Below are 16,159 nucleotides of genomic sequence, written 5' to 3' on the forward strand. Positions count from 1 at the left end.
ATCTTTTCTTGAAATAGTATAAATTGAAAATGAAACAATCATTAAACTTATGAAACTAGCAAATATTAAGAAGAATAAGTTATCAACAAAATTATTAGTTAAACTACCTGGACTTACATTCGAAAGTAACGCTGCTAAACCAAGTCCTGAAAGCATTGTTATAGCTATTGAATGCCTAATCATACCTAAAACAAAAGGTAGTATTCCGATTAATACTGTTCCAACCGTAATTCCTGCTAAGTTAATCATTTGATTAGCTATTGGGATATAATTTGATTCGGTTAAAATTGCTACTAAATTAATTAATAATTGAATAACTAAATGTGCAGTAAAATGAGCAATAAATGATATCAGAATTACTGTAAGCACTTTTCCCCATAGTAACTTTATTTTAGAAACAGGGTAGGAAAACAGCTGGAAAATTGTTCTTCGTTTAAATTCATCAATAATAATCGTAGACAATAAATAAGATTCAAAAATCAAAAATGCTGCTTTAGTAAATAAAGATCCAAACAATGATGTTGCAATTGCCCAACTTCCCCATTTATCAGTAATTTTAATATTATTGGCACTCTGTCCAACAAAATCTCCCAGTTTATTATCAGTACCTAACCCCATGATTATGATTCCTGTAATACCTAATATTATCAATATAGTACCCAACCAAGCAAAAAATAATTTTGATTTTGAAACTTTATTTAATTCAATTTTAATAAGCGACAACATAGATTTTTCCTCCAAAAAATTTTGTTAATATTAATTACACTATTCAAAAAGCACCTTACATACTTCTGGTATGTTGAATTCCAAAAAATAAACATACTAAAGGTATGTATAGTCGAATTTTTAATACCATATCTAGAGTATGGTATTTTTTAAAATATCAATACTTAAAATTTATTTGACACCTTTTAAGTGATCAAATAATTGGAAAATTACTTCCATCATTTCATCAGTAATCAACTGCACTCCCAAACCTTCAAAAGTTAGTTTAATGAACTTCATTTTACTCTTTAATTCTTCTACTGAATAAATAGAAATTTGGAATCCAATCCAAATATTCAAAGTTAAAACAATCAAATCAGCTAGCTCTTCAGGATATTCTGTTTTAATTGATTTATCTTTAACACCTTCGAAAATTTTTTCTCTAATCCCTGGTAAAAAATCAGAAAATAAACTTAAATACTGCTCTCCTAACAAACGTGGACTTCTTAGCATAATTGAGACAGAGTATACTAATCTTTGTTGTTCTAAATTAGAGAACGCATCCATCAAAGAATTTTGTATTTTTTCTAATGCAGTATCTCCTCTCCAATTGTAATTTAAAATTTCATGATTATTTTCGCTAATGATTGATTGCAATATTTCATCTTTAGACTCGAAATGATGATAAATAACACCTTTCGTCAACCCACCTAACCCATCGATTATATCTTGTATTGAGGTATTATCAAATCCTTTTTCTAAAAATAAATCTTTCGAAACTTCTAAAATTTTTTTTCTAGTTTCATGTGAGTTTCTACTCCTTGCCATTATAACTCCTTTCTAACATACTAACGGTACGTAATCTCATTATAATGCAAGAAACTAATAATGTCAAGATTCTTTTTATCCTCTCTAATTTTCAAAATTCATTGGTAAAACACTATCCTATACAATTGACAGCTCAAATCTTTCAGAATAGAACAATCCTAACTATCGAACACCCTAACTTCATAAATATATATGTAATTCTAGACCTAGAATTCCTATAAACTAAATGTTTTCGTACTATTCTAAGTAATTGATTGCCTTAAATTTTAATTTTTAAAGAATTCTAAAGCTAGAATAGTCCCATCACAATCAGTTTTGAATTATTATACTCAATGAAAATCAAAGAGCAAACTAGGAAACTAGCCGCAGGCTGTACTTGAGTACGGCAAGGCGACGTTGACGTTGTTTGAATTTGATTTTCGAAGAGTATTAACAATTTAGAAACGCTATGATTCCACTCCTTTTACATTAAAAAGGAACTACATAAAGCAATCCCTTTCTGATTTTGAAATTATTTACTTAAAATTTGATAGTTGAGATAATCAATAGCCCACCTATAAAAAAAGTTATAGTAAAATTCCTTATTTATTGATTTCAAGCTCCGTCAACTGTGTTTGAATAACTGATAGTTCTGCACCAGCCTGAAGAAGAGCTGCTGCAGTATAGGCTCCTTCTACAATTGGAACCCTGTTGATGATGATACTCTTATCACTGAAATCAGCCACCATTTCTAAGTTCATTTTAGCAGAGCCGAGGTCAAAAAAAGCTAATAAAGTATCTGCTGGATTTTCAAAAACAACCCTGTCTACTTGATCAAAACTCGTTCCAATTCCTCCATCTTCGGTTCCTCCTACATAAGTAATCGGAACATCTTTAGCTACTTCACTAATTAGTTCAACGACACCTTGTGCAATGTGTTTGGAATGTGAAACGATAACAAGACCAATACTTCCCATTAAACCACCCCAGTTTCTAAAAGAGCAGTAAAGAGTAATCCTGATGAAAATGACCCAGGATCAATATGTCCAAGAGAACGTTCTCCTACATAAGATGCCCTTCCTTTAGTTGCAAGTAAATCTTTGGTAGCATTCACTACCTCATCAATAATCTCATGAGTCAATTGACCAGCAGACAAGGCAGCAATAACGGGAGTCCAAACGTCAACCATTGTCTTCTCTCCAACTTCTGCTTTCCCACGTTTGACAATCATATCCAGACCACTTTGTAAGGTTTCTTCTAATTTTGAATGAGAATCAGCCTTGGCCATGCCCATAAAAGCAGAGCCATACAAGGGACCAGAAGCACCGCCTACCTTACTCAGTAGTTGCATTGAGACAAGTTTAAAGACATCACTGCTGGTCTCAAATTGCTTTCCTTCTAAGTTTTCCATAACTGCAGCCATTCCACGCGCCATATTTCCACCGTGGTCTCCATCTCCTATAGGAGTGTCTAGCTCACTAAGATAATCTTTCTGTTCTTGAATCTTTTCATTAAAAAGCTTCATCCATTCAAGAGCTTGTTCAGCATTCATTCGACATTTCCTCCTTGAGTTTTACCAAGCTGATGTTGTAACAGGTGCATTTAAAGCATCCAACCACTCATCATCTGCCAATCGAATCAATGTCAATGACAAACCAGCCATATCGATTGAAGTCATATAGTTTCCAATTTTCTTAAATGCCAACTCAACACCTTTTTCATGGAGTAATTTAGCCACATCATTTGCAAATACATATTGCTCCATCAGAGGGGTGCTTCCTAAACCATTGATGAGAAGGCCATAGCGTTCACCAGCCTTAAGTTGGAAACCTTCAGATAGTTTTTCAACCAATTCTGAGGCCAATTGTGCTGAAGGTTGCATTTTCTCTTTTTTATATCCTGGCTCACCGTGAATACCAACACCATATTCAAATTCATCATCTTCTAGAACAAATCCTGGTTTACCAACTTCAGGAACAGTTGCTCCAGACAAGGCCAGCCCAATTGTTTTAATTTCTAAGACAAGTTTATCAGCCAGTTCCTTCATTTCAGATAAAGATTTACCAGAACGAGCCGCATCACCCAAAATTTTATGGACTAATATAGTACCAGCAACACCGCGGCGACCTTGGGTATAGAGACTATTTTCAACAGCAATATCATCATCGACTACAACACTTGCTACATCAATACCTTCCATTTCAGCAAGTTCTTGTGCAATTTCAAAGTTCATGATGTCTCCAGAATAGTTCTTGATAACCATGAAAACTCCAGCACCTTCATCAGCTGCCTTAATGGCTTCTAAAATTTGGTCCGGAGTAGGTGAAGTAAAGACTGCTCCACAAATAGCAGCAGACAACATTCCATCTCCTACAAATCCAGCATGACTTGGTTCATGTCCTGAGCCTCCACCTGAAATGAGCCCAACTTTCCCTGTCTTTTCTACCTTTCTAACGATGACATCAAAACCATCTAACCGTTCTACCAAGTCATCATGCATAAATGACAAGCCCTGCAACATTTCATCAACAACTTGTGTCGGTTCATTTATAATTTTTTTCATGAGAAACTCCTTTCGGTATTTACCTTTGTTTTCGCTTTCATTATATATTTTTTACTGCTGGCTGATAAGGGACAGATTCTATTATTTGTCCCCTTTTAAACCCGTTTAAAAAAATTTTTTGGTAAAATTAAGTAAGTAAAAGAAAGGTTTCCTATGGCATCATCACTTATTACAAAAAAACGGATTGCTAAGGCATTTAGAGACCTATTAGCTACTAGAGAATTTGACAAAATCTCTATTGTAGATATCATGGAATCAGCTGGCATCCGTAGACAGACCTTTTATAATCACTTTCTTGACAAATATGAACTGCTAGACTGGATATTTGAAACTGACTTAACCGAGTACATCACCAACAACTTGGACTTCATTTCAGGCCAAAAACTATTACAAGAATTATTTCTTTATTTCGAACAAGAGCGTGACTTTTATATTCAACTTTTTGATATTCAAGGGCAAAATAACTTCTATGACCAATTTATCAACTACTGTCGCTTGCTTGTATCAAAAATTTTAAGAGAATATGGTCAGATTGATATCGATTCATCTGCTTATACTTGTTTTTTGTTAGACTACCATTCACATGCTCTAGCAGAAATCGTGAAGGCTTACGTCAATAAAAAAAGTCCAGTTCCACAACCAGACTTTCTAATCATGACAATTATTGGAAAGAGACCACAATGACATTTATTTCAAATCATAAACAGAAAATTATTTCAAGTTACATTTCAGCAACTGTCAGCAGTCATCCTGAATTAGAAAAACACCCTACCTTACCATTAGTCTATCAAAAAAATCGTAATTCTTATCAAGTTCCAATATTGTCGGGTGGAGGTTCAGGTCACGAACCCGCTCATATTGGATATGTGGGAGAAGGAATGCTTACTGCTGCTATCTATGGCCAATTATTTACTCCTCCTACAAGAACTGAAATCTTAGAGTCCATTCGTTTTTTAAACAATGGTCACGGTGTCTTCATCATTGTAAAAAATTTCGAAGCAGACATCAAAGAATTTAGCTCGGCCATTAATACTGCTAGAAAAGAAGGAATTAAGGTCGGCTACAGTCTAGCACACGACGATATTTCCATTGAACCTCACAATAGATTTCAAATTAGAGGAAGAGGGCTCGCAGGAACCATTTTACTTCATAAAATCCTAGGATATGCAGCTCAGAACGGTGCCGACATCGAGCAACTAACTGATTTAGGTCATCAGCTTGCTCCCGAAATCGCAACGATTGGCTTTGCAACGAAATCTGCTAGTCTCCCCCAAGCCACCCGTCCACTATTTAACTTAGAAGAAGGAAAAATTTCTTATGGTATTGGGATACATGGCGAAGAAGGCTATCGTATCGTCCCATTTCAATCGTCAGAAATCCTTGCAAATGAAATTATAAGTAAATTAAGATTGCACTATCATTGGAAAAAGGGTGATCAATTTATATTGCTTGTAAATAATCTAGGCACTACCAGCAACTTAGAAATGGGCATATTTATCAATGATCTCCTTCAACTCTTAGAAATTGAAGGAGTCACTATTACCTTTATAAAATCAGGAACATTTATGACCAGTCTAGATATGGCAGGTATATCCGTAACTCTTTGCCCTGCGAAAAATAAACAATGGTTAGAAGCGCTCAATGCTCCAACGACAGCTTTTGCATGGTAATTTGCTTGTATAAATCAAAAGGGCTCCATCACTTGGTAGCCCTTTGCTTTTATCTTATACTCAATGAAAATCAAAAAGCAAACTAGGAAACTAGCCGCAGGCTGTACTTGAGTACGGCAAGGCGACGTTGACGCAGTTTGAATTTGATTTTCGAAGAGTATTACGTTTAAAAGAACTCATTCTTTCTATTTCAAATAGGCCATCTATCCCTTACAATTTTTCCGATGAACCTTGAGTTTTTTCAGAGACCAATCATAGTGACTGGAGGTGTTGCTGACAAAGTAAGAACCTAGACTTGTTCCGCCGGTCCACTTATAGACACCTTTGGTAAAGAGTTCGTCATTGCTAAAAACTTCTATCAACTCTAAAACCTCTCTATGTGATTGTTCTAGGAGTCTAGTCGCTTCTTCTAAGGAGGTTTTCTGGTGCTTCTTCCAAAAAGCGATATTCATTTCTCCATAAGTTTTCCAATTATAAGGTTCAGGTAGAAAAGGCCTTTCGTGACCTTCTTGATTAGAATGTACCCAAGTCAAAAGTAACTGATGCCATTCATAAAGATGGATCAAGACATCCCGTAGATTTTTATCCCTTTTCCAGTGAGCTTCTTTTTTCTTTGGGTCTCTTGAAAAATCAAATGGAGTCTGTAGCTCATCTTCACTTAGTTGGGAGATGAAACGATTGAGCTTTTCATAGTTTTCCTTAGAGGCCAACATTAGCTCCTCTTTTGTTTTCGGTCTAGGCACAGAGTTCTCCCTTCATATTACTAATTATTATTAGAAATTTTTTATCCTTTAAATCTCTATAACTTATCCTTTAATTTCTCAACAAAGAGATAGGCTGCTGGACAGGTCAAAGTATTCTTAATCGTCAAATGGTTGATTTGATGGATCTTTTTGCGATCTGTATGGGGGAACTCTCGACAGGCCTTTGGACGAACTTCATAGATGGAACAAAGATTATCTCCTCCTAAAAAGGGGCAGGGCATGGATTTGAAAACCTTGTCCCCATCTTCATCTACCTGCAAAAACTCTGCTTCAAAAGCTGGTAATTTCATCTTAAAATACTTGGCGATTCGTGTAATATCCGCTTCTTTAAAGTCCGGTCCCAATGTCTTGCAACAGTTAGCACAGGCAGTGCAATCAATCTCCTCAAAGACTTCTTGGTGAATCTGTTGAGCTATCTTGTCTAGGTTTTTAGGAGTTTTTTTCTTTAGATTGGCTAAAACTTTACGGTGCTCCTTTTGCTTTTGCAAGGCTAGCTGGTGGTAATATTCAATATCAATTTCTTTAGACATGGTTTCTCTCTTATTCTATTTACTTCCCCCTATTATACCATGCCTCTGGAGCATTGAAAAGTGGACTTTGTTAAACTATACTTTCCCAAAATACGTCAAAAAAACCTTGCAACTAGGTTACAAGGTTAATGACATTAATCAAAGTTAACGTATTCTTTTTGAAGTTCAAGGACTTCTTCCATTGTTGAACACTCTGTAAGAGCACGGTTTGCGTACTCTTCCATCTTAGCAGTGTCCAATTTCTTCATCAAGCTACGTGTACGGAGTACAGATGTTGCTGACATAGAAAACTCATCCAAGCCCATTCCGACAAGAAGTGGAACAGCTTTTTGGTCACCAGCCATCTCACCACACATACCAGCCCATTTACCTTCAGCGTGAGCTGCCTTGATAACGTTGTTGATCAAGCGAAGGATTGATGGGTTATATGGTTGGTAAAGGTATGAAACTTGCTCGTTCATACGGTCTGCTGCCATTGAGTATTGGATCAAGTCGTTTGTTCCAATTGACATGAAGTCTACTTCTTTTGCAAATTGGTCTGCAAGCATCGCTGCTGCAGGGATTTCAATCATGATACCAACTTGGATGTCATCCGCAACTGCAACACCTTCAGCAAGAAGGTTTGCTTTTTCTTCTTCATAAACTGCTTTAGCTGCACGGAATTCTTTCAAAAGGGCAACCATTGGGAACATGATACGCAATTGACCATGAACAGAAGCACGAAGAAGGGCACGGATTTGTGTACGGAACATTGCATCTCCAGTTTCAGAAATAGAGATACGAAGGGCACGGAATCCAAGGAATGGGTTCATTTCGTGTGGCATATCGAAGTAAGGAAGTTCCTTATCTCCACCAATATCCATTGTACGAACAACTACTGGTTTACCATTCATTCCCTCAAGAACAGCCTTGTATGCTTCATACTGCTCATCTTCAGTTGGGAAGTCTTGAGAATCCATGTACAAGAACTCTGTACGGTAAAGTCCAACAGCTTCTGCACCGTTGTTGTTAACACCTTCAACGTCTTTTGGAGTACCGATGTTAGCTGCCAACTCGAAGTGTTTACCGTCAGCAGTCACTGTTTGAGCATCTTTCAAAAGTGCCCATTCAGCTTTTTGTTTAGCATAAGCTTCACCAGCTGCTTTAAATTCTGCCGCTTGTTCATCTGTTGGGTTGATAATCACTTCACCAGTAATTCCGTTAACGGCAAGGATATCACCGTCTTTCACTACTTCAGTGATGTTATTTGTTCCCAATACAGCTGCAATTTCAAGTGTACGTGCCATGATAGCTGAGTGGCTTGTACGTCCACCGATATTTGTTACAAAAGCTTTTACAAAGTTTTTGTCCAATTGAGCTGTATCAGATGGTGTCAAGTCATGCGCAATCACGATTACTTCTTCATTGATAGAAGCTGGGTTTGGCAATTTTTTACCAAGAAGGTTTGCCAATACACGTTTTGTCACGTCGCGGATATCCGCTGCACGTTCTTGCATGTATGGGTTGTCTTCCATACCTTCAAAGATAGTGATGAACATGTCAGTCACTTCTTTAAGACCTGCTTCTGCATTGACTTTCTTAGCACGGATTGTTTCTTTAATCTGACCAATCAATTCTGGGTCAGAAAGAACCATCAAATGAGCGTCAAAAACTTGAGCCGCTTCTTCACCAAGCGTACCTACAGCTTTCTCACGGATAAGAGAAAGCTCGTTTTGAGAAGCTTCAAGAGCTACATCCAAACGAGCCTCTTCTGCGTTTGTATCTTCGACTGAAATAGTCTCGAATGACAAATCCGGTTGAACGAGTAGATATGCTTTTGCAACTGCAACACCGTCAGATGCCGCGATTCCTTTAAGCATTTCTGTCATTTTCCTTATGCCAATCCTTCTTTTTCCATTGTTTCTGAGATTGCAGCGATAGCGTCATCTGCATCTGCACCTTCAGCTGAGATAGTTACGTCAGCACCTTGGCCAACACCAAGACTCATAACACCCATGATTGATTTAAGGTTAACTGATTTACCTTTGTACTCAAGAGTGATATCTGAAGCAAATTTGCTAGCAGTTTGTACCAACAATGTTGCTGGACGTGCGTGAATACCTGTTTCTGCCACTACGTGGAAATCTTTAGAAGCCATAGTTTGACTCTCCTTTTGTTCTTTCTTTTTTGAGTTATATGTGATAACCCTTACAATTTGGTATTATATCATCTTCTAGGATTTTTTTCAAGCATTTTATGGGATTTATTCGATTTCCTTTCAGATAACTTCCTGAAAATCTTCTATTCTAGATAACAAAACACAGGATATAGTTTTCCAAAAAACTACTTGTAGGATAATCATTACTATTTCACAAAACAAACACTACATATTGTGTTTTGTGGCCTTGAGTAGAAAAATTGACCACTATATTTAGTTTTAAATCATTGACAAAAATTTATTTTCTGATATACTAAGAAAGTAATCTATTTTGAAAGAGGAGTTACACAATGGTAACCGTTTATTCTAAAAACAACTGTGTCCAATGTAAAATGACCAAACGCTTCTTGGACAGTAATAATGTCGCTTATCGTGAAATCAATCTTGATGAGCAACCTGAATACATCGATCAAGTTAAAGAGCTCGGTTTCAGCGCAGCTCCTGTTATCCAAACACCAACTGAAGTCTTTTCAGGTTTCCAACCAGGAAAACTGAAACAATTAGCATAATCTTAGTACATCATCCAGAAGAAACTGCTTCTAGGGCTAACTTAGAAGCCTTTCTTTTGTAATTAGATAAGGGAAATTTTATGGGATTAAAACATCTTGAGGACGTGACTTACTTCCGTCTCAATAACGAAATCAACCGTCCTGTCAATGGACAAATCATGCTTCATAAAGATAAGGAAGCCTTGGATGCCTTCTTTAAAGAAAATGTAGTTCCAAACACTATGGTTTTTGATTCAATCAAGGATAAAATCAACTACCTCATTGAACACAACTACATCGAAACAGCCTTTATCAAGAAATACCGTCCAGAATTTTTGGAAGAATTGTCTCAATTTATCAAAGACCAAAACTTCCAATTCAAGTCTTTCATGGCAGCCTATAAATTTTACAATCAGTATGCTTTGAAAACTAACGACGGTGAATATTATCTTGAAAGCATGGAAGACCGTGTCTTCTTTAACGCCCTTTATTTTGCTGATGGGAATGAAGCTATTGCCATCGATATTGCCAATGAAATCATCCACCAACGCTACCAACCTGCTACTCCTTCCTTCTTGAATGCTGGACGTGCTCGTCGTGGGGAGTTGGTATCCTGTTTCTTGATTCAGGTCACAGATGATATGAACTCTATTGGACGTTCTATCAACTCAGCTCTTCAACTTTCACGTATCGGTGGTGGTGTGGGAATTTCCCTCAGCAACCTTCGTGAAGCTGGCGCACCTATCAAAGGCTATGAAGGAGCTGCTTCTGGGGTCGTTCCAGTTATGAAACTTTTCGAAGATAGCTTCTCTTACTCAAACCAATTGGGTCAACGTCAAGGTGCTGGTGTTGTCTACCTCAACGTCTTCCACCCAGATATTATCGCCTTCCTTTCAACTAAGAAAGAAAACGCCGATGAAAAAGTTCGTGTTAAGACCCTTTCACTTGGTGTTGTAGTACCCGATAAATTCTACGAATTAGCACGTAAAAATGAAGAAATGTACCTCTTCAGCCCATACTCTGTAGAACTTGAATACGGTGTGCCATTTAACTACATCGACATCACTGAAAAATACGATGAATTGGTCGCAAATCCAAAAATCCGTAAGACAAAAATCAAGGCGCGTGATTTGGAAACTGAAATCTCTAAATTGCAACAAGAGTCTGGCTACCCTTATGTAGTCAACATCGATACGGCTAACCGTGCAAATCCTGTTGATGGTAAGATTATCATGAGTAACTTGTGTTCTGAGATTCTTCAAGTCCAAGAACCAAGCTTGATCAACGATGCTCAAGAATTCCTTCAAATGGGAACCGATGTTTCATGTAACCTTGGTTCAACCAACGTGGTCAACATGATGACTTCACCTGACTTTGGTCGTTCTATCCGTGCTATGGTTCGTGCTCTTACTTTCGTTACAGATAGTTCACACATCGTAGCTGTTCCTACCATCGACCACGGAAATAGCCAAGCTCATACCTTTGGTCTTGGTGCAATGGGACTTCACAGCTACCTTGCCCAACAATTGATTGAATATGGATCGCCTGAGTCTGTTGAATTTACAAGCATCTACTTTATGCTTATGAACTACTGGACCTTGGTAGAATCAAACAATATCGCGCGTGAACGTGGTATTACCTTCCATAACTTTGAAAAATCAGATTATGCTAAGGGAAGCTACTTTGACAAGTATATTACAGGCGAGTTTGTTCCAAAATCAGAACGTGTTAAAGAACTCTTCAAAGATGTCTTTATCCCAAGTGCTGCTGATTGGGCTGAACTTCGCGACAAGGTTCAAGCAGATGGACTTTACCACCAAAACCGTCTAGCTGTTGCCCCAAATGGTTCGATCAGTTACATCAATGACGTTTCGGCTTCTATCCACCCGATTACGCAACGTATCGAAGAACGTCAAGAAAAGAAAATCGGTAAAATCTACTATCCTGCTGCTGGCTTGTCAACAGAAACCATTCCTTACTACACTTCTGCTTACGACATGGATATGCGTAAAGTGATTGATGTTTACGCTGCTGCGACTGAGCACGTAGACCAAGGACTTTCACTCACTCTCTTCATGCGTAGTGACATTCCAAAAGGTCTTTACGAATGGAAGAAAGAAAACAAACAGACAACACGTGACTTGTCTATCCTTCGTAACTATGCCTTTAACAAGGGTATCAAGTCTATCTACTACGTCCGTACCTTTACAGACGACGGTGGAGAAGTCGGTGCCAACCAATGTGAAAGCTGTGTGATTTAGTTTTTAATCAAAGGAATTACTATTTCTCTGTAAGTTTAGTAAGCTAGCATCAAAAGAGAACTTAATCAAACATTTTATAAACTAGCTAAGCACATGTAAAAGTCGGTTCTCCGACTTTTTGTGCGATACACTAAAGGAATTATCATAAAGCAAAAACGATTGTACAACAGCATTATTATATACAGAAAGAGATTTCAAATGGAAACTTACTACAAAGCCATTAACTGGAATGCCATCGAAGATGTCATCGACAAATCAACTTGGGAGAAACTGACGGAGCAATTCTGGCTTGATACACGTATTCCCTTGTCAAATGACTTGGATGACTGGAGAAAGCTATCAAGTGTAGAAAAAGACTTAGTTGGAAAAGTCTTTGGTGGTTTAACCCTTCTCGACACTATGCAATCTGAAACTGGAGTTCAAGCCCTTCGCGCAGACATCCGTACACCACACGAAGAAGCTGTTTTCAATAACATCCAATTTATGGAATCTGTCCACGCTAAATCTTATTCATCAATCTTTTCTACCTTAAATACCAAGGCTGAGATTGAAGAAATTTTCGAATGGACCAATACCAATCCTTACCTACAAAAGAAGGCTGAGATTGTTAACGAAATCTACCTAAACGGTAACCCACTTGAAAAGAAAGTAGCCAGCGTTTTCCTTGAAACCTTCCTCTTCTACTCTGGTTTCTTCACTCCCCTCTACTACCTTGGTAATAACAAACTAGCCAACGTTGCGGAAATCATCAAACTGATTATTCGTGATGAATCTGTTCACGGAACCTACATTGGTTACAAATTCCAACTTGGTTTCAATGAATTGCCTGAAGAAGAGCAAGAAAAACTCAAAGAATGGATGTACGATCTGCTCTATACTCTTTACGAGAATGAAGAAGGCTATACAGAAAGCCTCTATGACGGTGTTGGTTGGACGGAAGAAGTCAAAACCTTCCTTCGCTACAATGCTAACAAGGCGCTCATGAACCTGGGACAAGATCCACTCTTCCCAGACTCAGCTGATGATGTCAACCCAATCGTTATGAACGGTATTTCAACAGGAACTTCCAACCACGACTTCTTCTCTCAAGTCGGAAATGGTTACCTCCTTGGTGAAGTTGAAGCCATGCAAGACGATGACTACAACTACGGTTTGGACTAACTCAATTATTCCAGAACTGATAACGAATATCATGGTTTGTTTAAAACAACCATGGTATTTTTGTTTTTGTTTTCTTTTGTTTTTTAAATTGATTGATTGAACACTTTATGATAAAATAGTAATAGAAATAGAGGTGATAACGATGCTAAAGCAGGAAAAACTAGATAATATTCTAGAAACGGTAAATACAAAGGGAACTATTACTGTAAAAGAAATCATGACTCGCTTGGATGTATCAGATATGACTGCTAGACGCTACTTGCAAGAGTTAGCTGATAAAGATTTACTTGTTCGGGTTCACGGTGGAGCTGAAAAAATTCGCACAGGCTCCATTTTAAATAATGAACGTTCCAATACTGAAAAACAAAGCTTACAGATTGCAGAAAAACAAGAAATCAGCCGTTTTGCAGGCCATTTAATTGATGAAGGAGAAACCATTTTTATTGGCCCAGGTACAACCTTGGAATCTTTTGCCCGTGAACTTCCAATTGATAATATTCGTGTTGTAACAAACAGTTTACCAGTCTTTCTCATCTTAAACGAACGAAAACTAACAGATTTGATTTTAATCGGTGGAAACTATCGCTCTATTACTGGAGCCTTTGTGGGAACACTAACCTTGCAAAACTTGGCTAATCTTCAATTTTCTAAAGCCTTCGTTAGCTGTAATGGTATTAAGGACAATGCGATTGCGACCTTTAGTGAAGAGGAAGGTGAATCCCAACGCATCGCCCTCAATAATTCCAATAAAAAATACTTACTAGCTGACAATAGTAAGTTCAATAAATTTGATTTCTATACCTTCTACAATATCTCTGATATTGATACCATCGTTTCAGATTCTAAACTGAGCAAAGAAACCTTCGAACAACTTTCAAAACAAACAAAAATTATTCTTTCTAAACCATAAAACTGAGGATTGATAAAATATAAAATGCGTCATATCAAGAAAATAAGAATCTTAATATGACGCATTTTTTTGATGAAGATTTTTACAAAGAGTTTCCTAGATTCTTTATGATTGTTGAAACGGCACAAAATCTGAATCAAAGAAGATATTATCCCGTTCTTCAGGACTGATAAAATTTAAAAAGATATTTTTAAATTCTTCCAGCTCATAGTCTGAATGGCAAATCCATTCTTTACCGGTCGAGACATACCATTTCCCAAGATTTTTCAGCTCATCATTAGTCAAACAAGGTATTTGAGAACATTTATCAAAATTGATAATATAAACTTTTTCATAAATTGATTGGATAAAATCTTTGAACATCTTTTTGCCTCACTAGAATTCTATATCTAATTACTAATTCTACTAGTCTATAATCTGACTTTCCGCTACTTTCTTGTACCAGTGAGCTGATTTCTTAGGATAACGTTCTTGAGTTTCAAAGTCTACATAGAAGAGACCATAACGTTTCTCATATCCATTTGACCATGAGAAGACGTCCATTAATGACCAAATGAAGTAACCTTTTACATTAACGCCATCTGCAATCGCATCAGACAAGACTTCCAAGTGTTGTTTCACATAATCAATACGACCATCATCGTAAACAGTGTTATCGACAAACTCATCTTTATAACCAAGTCCATTTTCAGTGATGTAAATCTTCTTGTAGTTAGGATAATCTTTCTTCACTCGCATGATTTGATCATACAAACCTTGAGGATATATAATCCAATCCCAGTCTGTACGTGGTACATAGTCAGGAGCTACACGACGACCAACACCTTTGATTTGGTATTTAGAGCTTCCTTTCTCACCCTTACCATTATGGATAATTTCAGTTTCTCCATCAAAGGCTTCCATCCAGTCACTCATATAGTAATTGATTCCAAGGAAGTCGTTCAAATCTTTTGCTGCTTCTAATGCTGTGAAATCTTCTTCACGAAGATCTAAGCTACCACCATTGACTGATAAGATATGGTTGACACCTTCCATTGTTTCATCTGAATAGCGACCTAGATAAGTTGCATCTAAGATAAATTTATTGTGAATAATATCTTCCAACTCAGCAGCGCGAACATCTGCTGGATTTTCAGGATCTAGAGGATATTTAGTAGGCAGTGCGTGAACAACACCAATTTCACCTTTATAACCTTTATCTTTATATAGCTTGACTGCACGCGCATGAGAAACCATCATATTGTGGTGCGATTGGAAGACTTTGGCAAGGTCGTACTGAATTCCTGGAGGGAATTTACCAACCAAGTATTGACCATCACCGATTGGTCCAATTTCATTAAAGGTTGTCCAATAGTTAACTTCTGGGAATTCTTCAAAACAGAAAGCCGCGTATTCTACAAAGTGTTCAATATTTTCACGGTTTAAGAAGTCTCCATTTGAGTGGAGAGCTTCTGGCGTGTCAAAGTGATGAAGAGTTACAAAGGGCTCAACATGACGTTTGTGACACTCTGCAAATAGATTATGATAAAACTCAACACCTTTAGCATTTACTTGACCATAACCAGTCGGGAAAATACGTGACCAGGCAATAGAAATTCGAATACCATTGACACCATACTCTTCTGCTAGCTTGAGGTCAACTGGATATCGATTGTAAAAGTCACTGGCTGGTTCTGCAGTGTACCAGTAGTTATCTTCAAGATATTTATCCCACGCTACTGGTCCTTTACCATCAGTATGTGTAGCACCTTCTGCTTGATAGGCAGCTGTTGCGCCACCAAAAATAAAGTCTTTTGGTAATGTTTTTGTCATTTTTTTCACCTATTTCTTGATTTAAATAAAGTAAAAGTGAGAGGAGAGGAGTCAGTGAGCCATCCTTCTCCATCTCACTTCTTGTAGCAAGTCACTGAATTGTGACATGAGGAGGTAAAAACGATATCTTTTTACCGACGAATTAATAAGGCGATTAGGAAATTCGCCATAGCGATTTCCGTAACGAGAGGAAACTATTTCATAGTCCCTATTATTAATCGAATTGTGACATGAGGAGGTAAAAACGATATCTTTTTACCGACGAATTAACAAGGCGATTAGGAAATTCGC

General features: G+C 37.3%; 17 protein-coding genes. 6 read left to right on the forward strand and 11 right to left on the reverse strand.

Features of this window, described 5'->3' with window-relative positions; all coding sequences use genetic code 11:
* From N8L90_RS08920 to dhaK, 5 genes are all read right to left on the reverse strand, one after another.
* Positions 1 to 726: ABC transporter permease (locus N8L90_RS08920; protein ID WP_261025147.1), on the reverse strand; the 726-nt coding region annotated here is incomplete at its 3' end.
* Between the two features lie 171 nt (positions 727 to 897).
* Positions 898 to 1,533 carry a TetR/AcrR family transcriptional regulator gene (locus N8L90_RS08925; RefSeq protein WP_261025149.1) on the reverse strand — a complete coding sequence of 212 codons (636 nt, stop codon included), beginning with the start codon at positions 1,531 to 1,533 and terminating at the stop codon, positions 898 to 900.
* Positions 1,534 to 2,114: 581 nt separating this feature from the next.
* Positions 2,115 to 2,489, reverse strand: coding sequence for a dihydroxyacetone kinase phosphoryl donor subunit DhaM (gene dhaM, locus N8L90_RS08930; protein WP_060805549.1), 375 nt, complete (start codon positions 2,487 to 2,489; stop codon positions 2,115 to 2,117).
* Entirely contained in the window at positions 2,489 to 3,064 is a 576-nt protein-coding gene (gene dhaL, locus N8L90_RS08935; protein ID WP_060805550.1) for a dihydroxyacetone kinase subunit DhaL, read from the reverse strand. Before dhaL ends, dhaM begins: the two co-directional genes overlap by 1 nt.
* A 21-nt stretch (positions 3,065 to 3,085) precedes the next feature.
* A complete protein-coding gene (dhaK, locus tag N8L90_RS08940) occupies positions 3,086 to 4,075 on the reverse strand; it encodes a dihydroxyacetone kinase subunit DhaK (RefSeq protein WP_101776695.1) in 990 nt (329 codons plus the stop codon).
* Between the two features lie 153 nt (positions 4,076 to 4,228).
* Between dhaK and dhaS the strand changes: the two genes are divergently transcribed.
* Both dhaS and dhaQ read left to right on the forward strand, forming a co-directional pair.
* Positions 4,229 to 4,759, forward strand: a complete 531-nt coding sequence (dhaS, locus tag N8L90_RS08945) for a dihydroxyacetone kinase transcriptional activator DhaS (RefSeq protein ID WP_101776694.1) — start codon at positions 4,229 to 4,231, stop codon at positions 4,757 to 4,759.
* Positions 4,756 to 5,745 (forward strand): DhaKLM operon coactivator DhaQ, encoded by a 990-nt coding sequence (gene dhaQ, locus N8L90_RS08950; RefSeq protein ID WP_261025152.1) that lies wholly within the window; start codon positions 4,756 to 4,758, stop codon positions 5,743 to 5,745. The genes dhaS and dhaQ overlap by 4 nt, the downstream gene beginning before the upstream one ends.
* Before the next feature lie 203 nt (positions 5,746 to 5,948).
* On the opposite strand, the gene N8L90_RS08955 is transcribed toward dhaQ, so the two are convergent.
* From N8L90_RS08955 to N8L90_RS08970, 4 genes are all read right to left on the reverse strand, one after another.
* Positions 5,949 to 6,488, reverse strand: a complete 540-nt coding sequence (locus N8L90_RS08955) for a ClbS/DfsB family four-helix bundle protein (RefSeq protein ID WP_261025153.1) — start codon at positions 6,486 to 6,488, stop codon at positions 5,949 to 5,951.
* Positions 6,489 to 6,544: 56 nt separating this feature from the next.
* Positions 6,545 to 7,039 (reverse strand): YkgJ family cysteine cluster protein, encoded by a 495-nt coding sequence (locus tag N8L90_RS08960; protein ID WP_227325427.1) that lies wholly within the window; start codon positions 7,037 to 7,039, stop codon positions 6,545 to 6,547.
* A 134-nt stretch (positions 7,040 to 7,173) separates the two neighbouring features.
* Entirely contained in the window at positions 7,174 to 8,907 is a 1,734-nt protein-coding gene (gene ptsP / locus N8L90_RS08965; protein ID WP_000138123.1) for a phosphoenolpyruvate--protein phosphotransferase, read from the reverse strand.
* A gap of 5 nt (positions 8,908 to 8,912) precedes the next feature.
* Positions 8,913 to 9,176, reverse strand: coding sequence for a phosphocarrier protein HPr (locus N8L90_RS08970; RefSeq protein ID WP_000146947.1), 264 nt, complete (start codon positions 9,174 to 9,176; stop codon positions 8,913 to 8,915).
* A 350-nt stretch (positions 9,177 to 9,526) separates the two neighbouring features.
* On the opposite strand from N8L90_RS08970, the gene nrdH reads away from it, so the two are divergent.
* From nrdH to N8L90_RS08990, 4 genes are all read left to right on the forward strand, one after another.
* Positions 9,527 to 9,745 (forward strand): glutaredoxin-like protein NrdH, encoded by a 219-nt coding sequence (gene nrdH, locus N8L90_RS08975; protein ID WP_000259240.1) that lies wholly within the window; start codon positions 9,527 to 9,529, stop codon positions 9,743 to 9,745.
* A gap of 80 nt (positions 9,746 to 9,825) precedes the next feature.
* Positions 9,826 to 11,985, forward strand: coding sequence for a class 1b ribonucleoside-diphosphate reductase subunit alpha (gene nrdE, locus N8L90_RS08980; RefSeq protein WP_261025157.1), 2,160 nt, complete (start codon positions 9,826 to 9,828; stop codon positions 11,983 to 11,985).
* A 198-nt stretch (positions 11,986 to 12,183) separates the two neighbouring features.
* On the forward strand, positions 12,184 to 13,146 hold the full coding sequence (gene nrdF / locus N8L90_RS08985) for a class 1b ribonucleoside-diphosphate reductase subunit beta (protein WP_000451388.1): 963 nt from the start codon (positions 12,184 to 12,186) through the stop codon (positions 13,144 to 13,146).
* Between the two features lie 142 nt (positions 13,147 to 13,288).
* Positions 13,289 to 14,056 (forward strand): DeoR/GlpR family DNA-binding transcription regulator, encoded by a 768-nt coding sequence (locus N8L90_RS08990; protein ID WP_033680188.1) that lies wholly within the window; start codon positions 13,289 to 13,291, stop codon positions 14,054 to 14,056.
* A gap of 105 nt (positions 14,057 to 14,161) precedes the next feature.
* On the opposite strand, the gene N8L90_RS08995 is transcribed toward N8L90_RS08990, so the two are convergent.
* Together N8L90_RS08995 and lacG are read right to left on the reverse strand one after the other, a co-directional pair.
* Positions 14,162 to 14,419: a DUF3884 family protein gene (locus N8L90_RS08995; RefSeq protein WP_020900696.1), complete on the reverse strand. Its 258-nt coding sequence runs from the start codon at positions 14,417 to 14,419 to the stop codon at positions 14,162 to 14,164.
* Between the two features lie 42 nt (positions 14,420 to 14,461).
* Positions 14,462 to 15,868, reverse strand: a complete 1,407-nt coding sequence (gene lacG, locus N8L90_RS09000; protein WP_020900695.1) for a 6-phospho-beta-galactosidase — start codon at positions 15,866 to 15,868, stop codon at positions 14,462 to 14,464.
* Between the last annotated feature and the right edge of the window lie 291 nt (positions 15,869 to 16,159).

It is taken from the genome of Streptococcus mitis, assembly GCF_946190115.1.
Taxonomy (GTDB): Bacteria; Bacillota; Bacilli; order Lactobacillales; family Streptococcaceae; genus Streptococcus; species Streptococcus mitis_CO.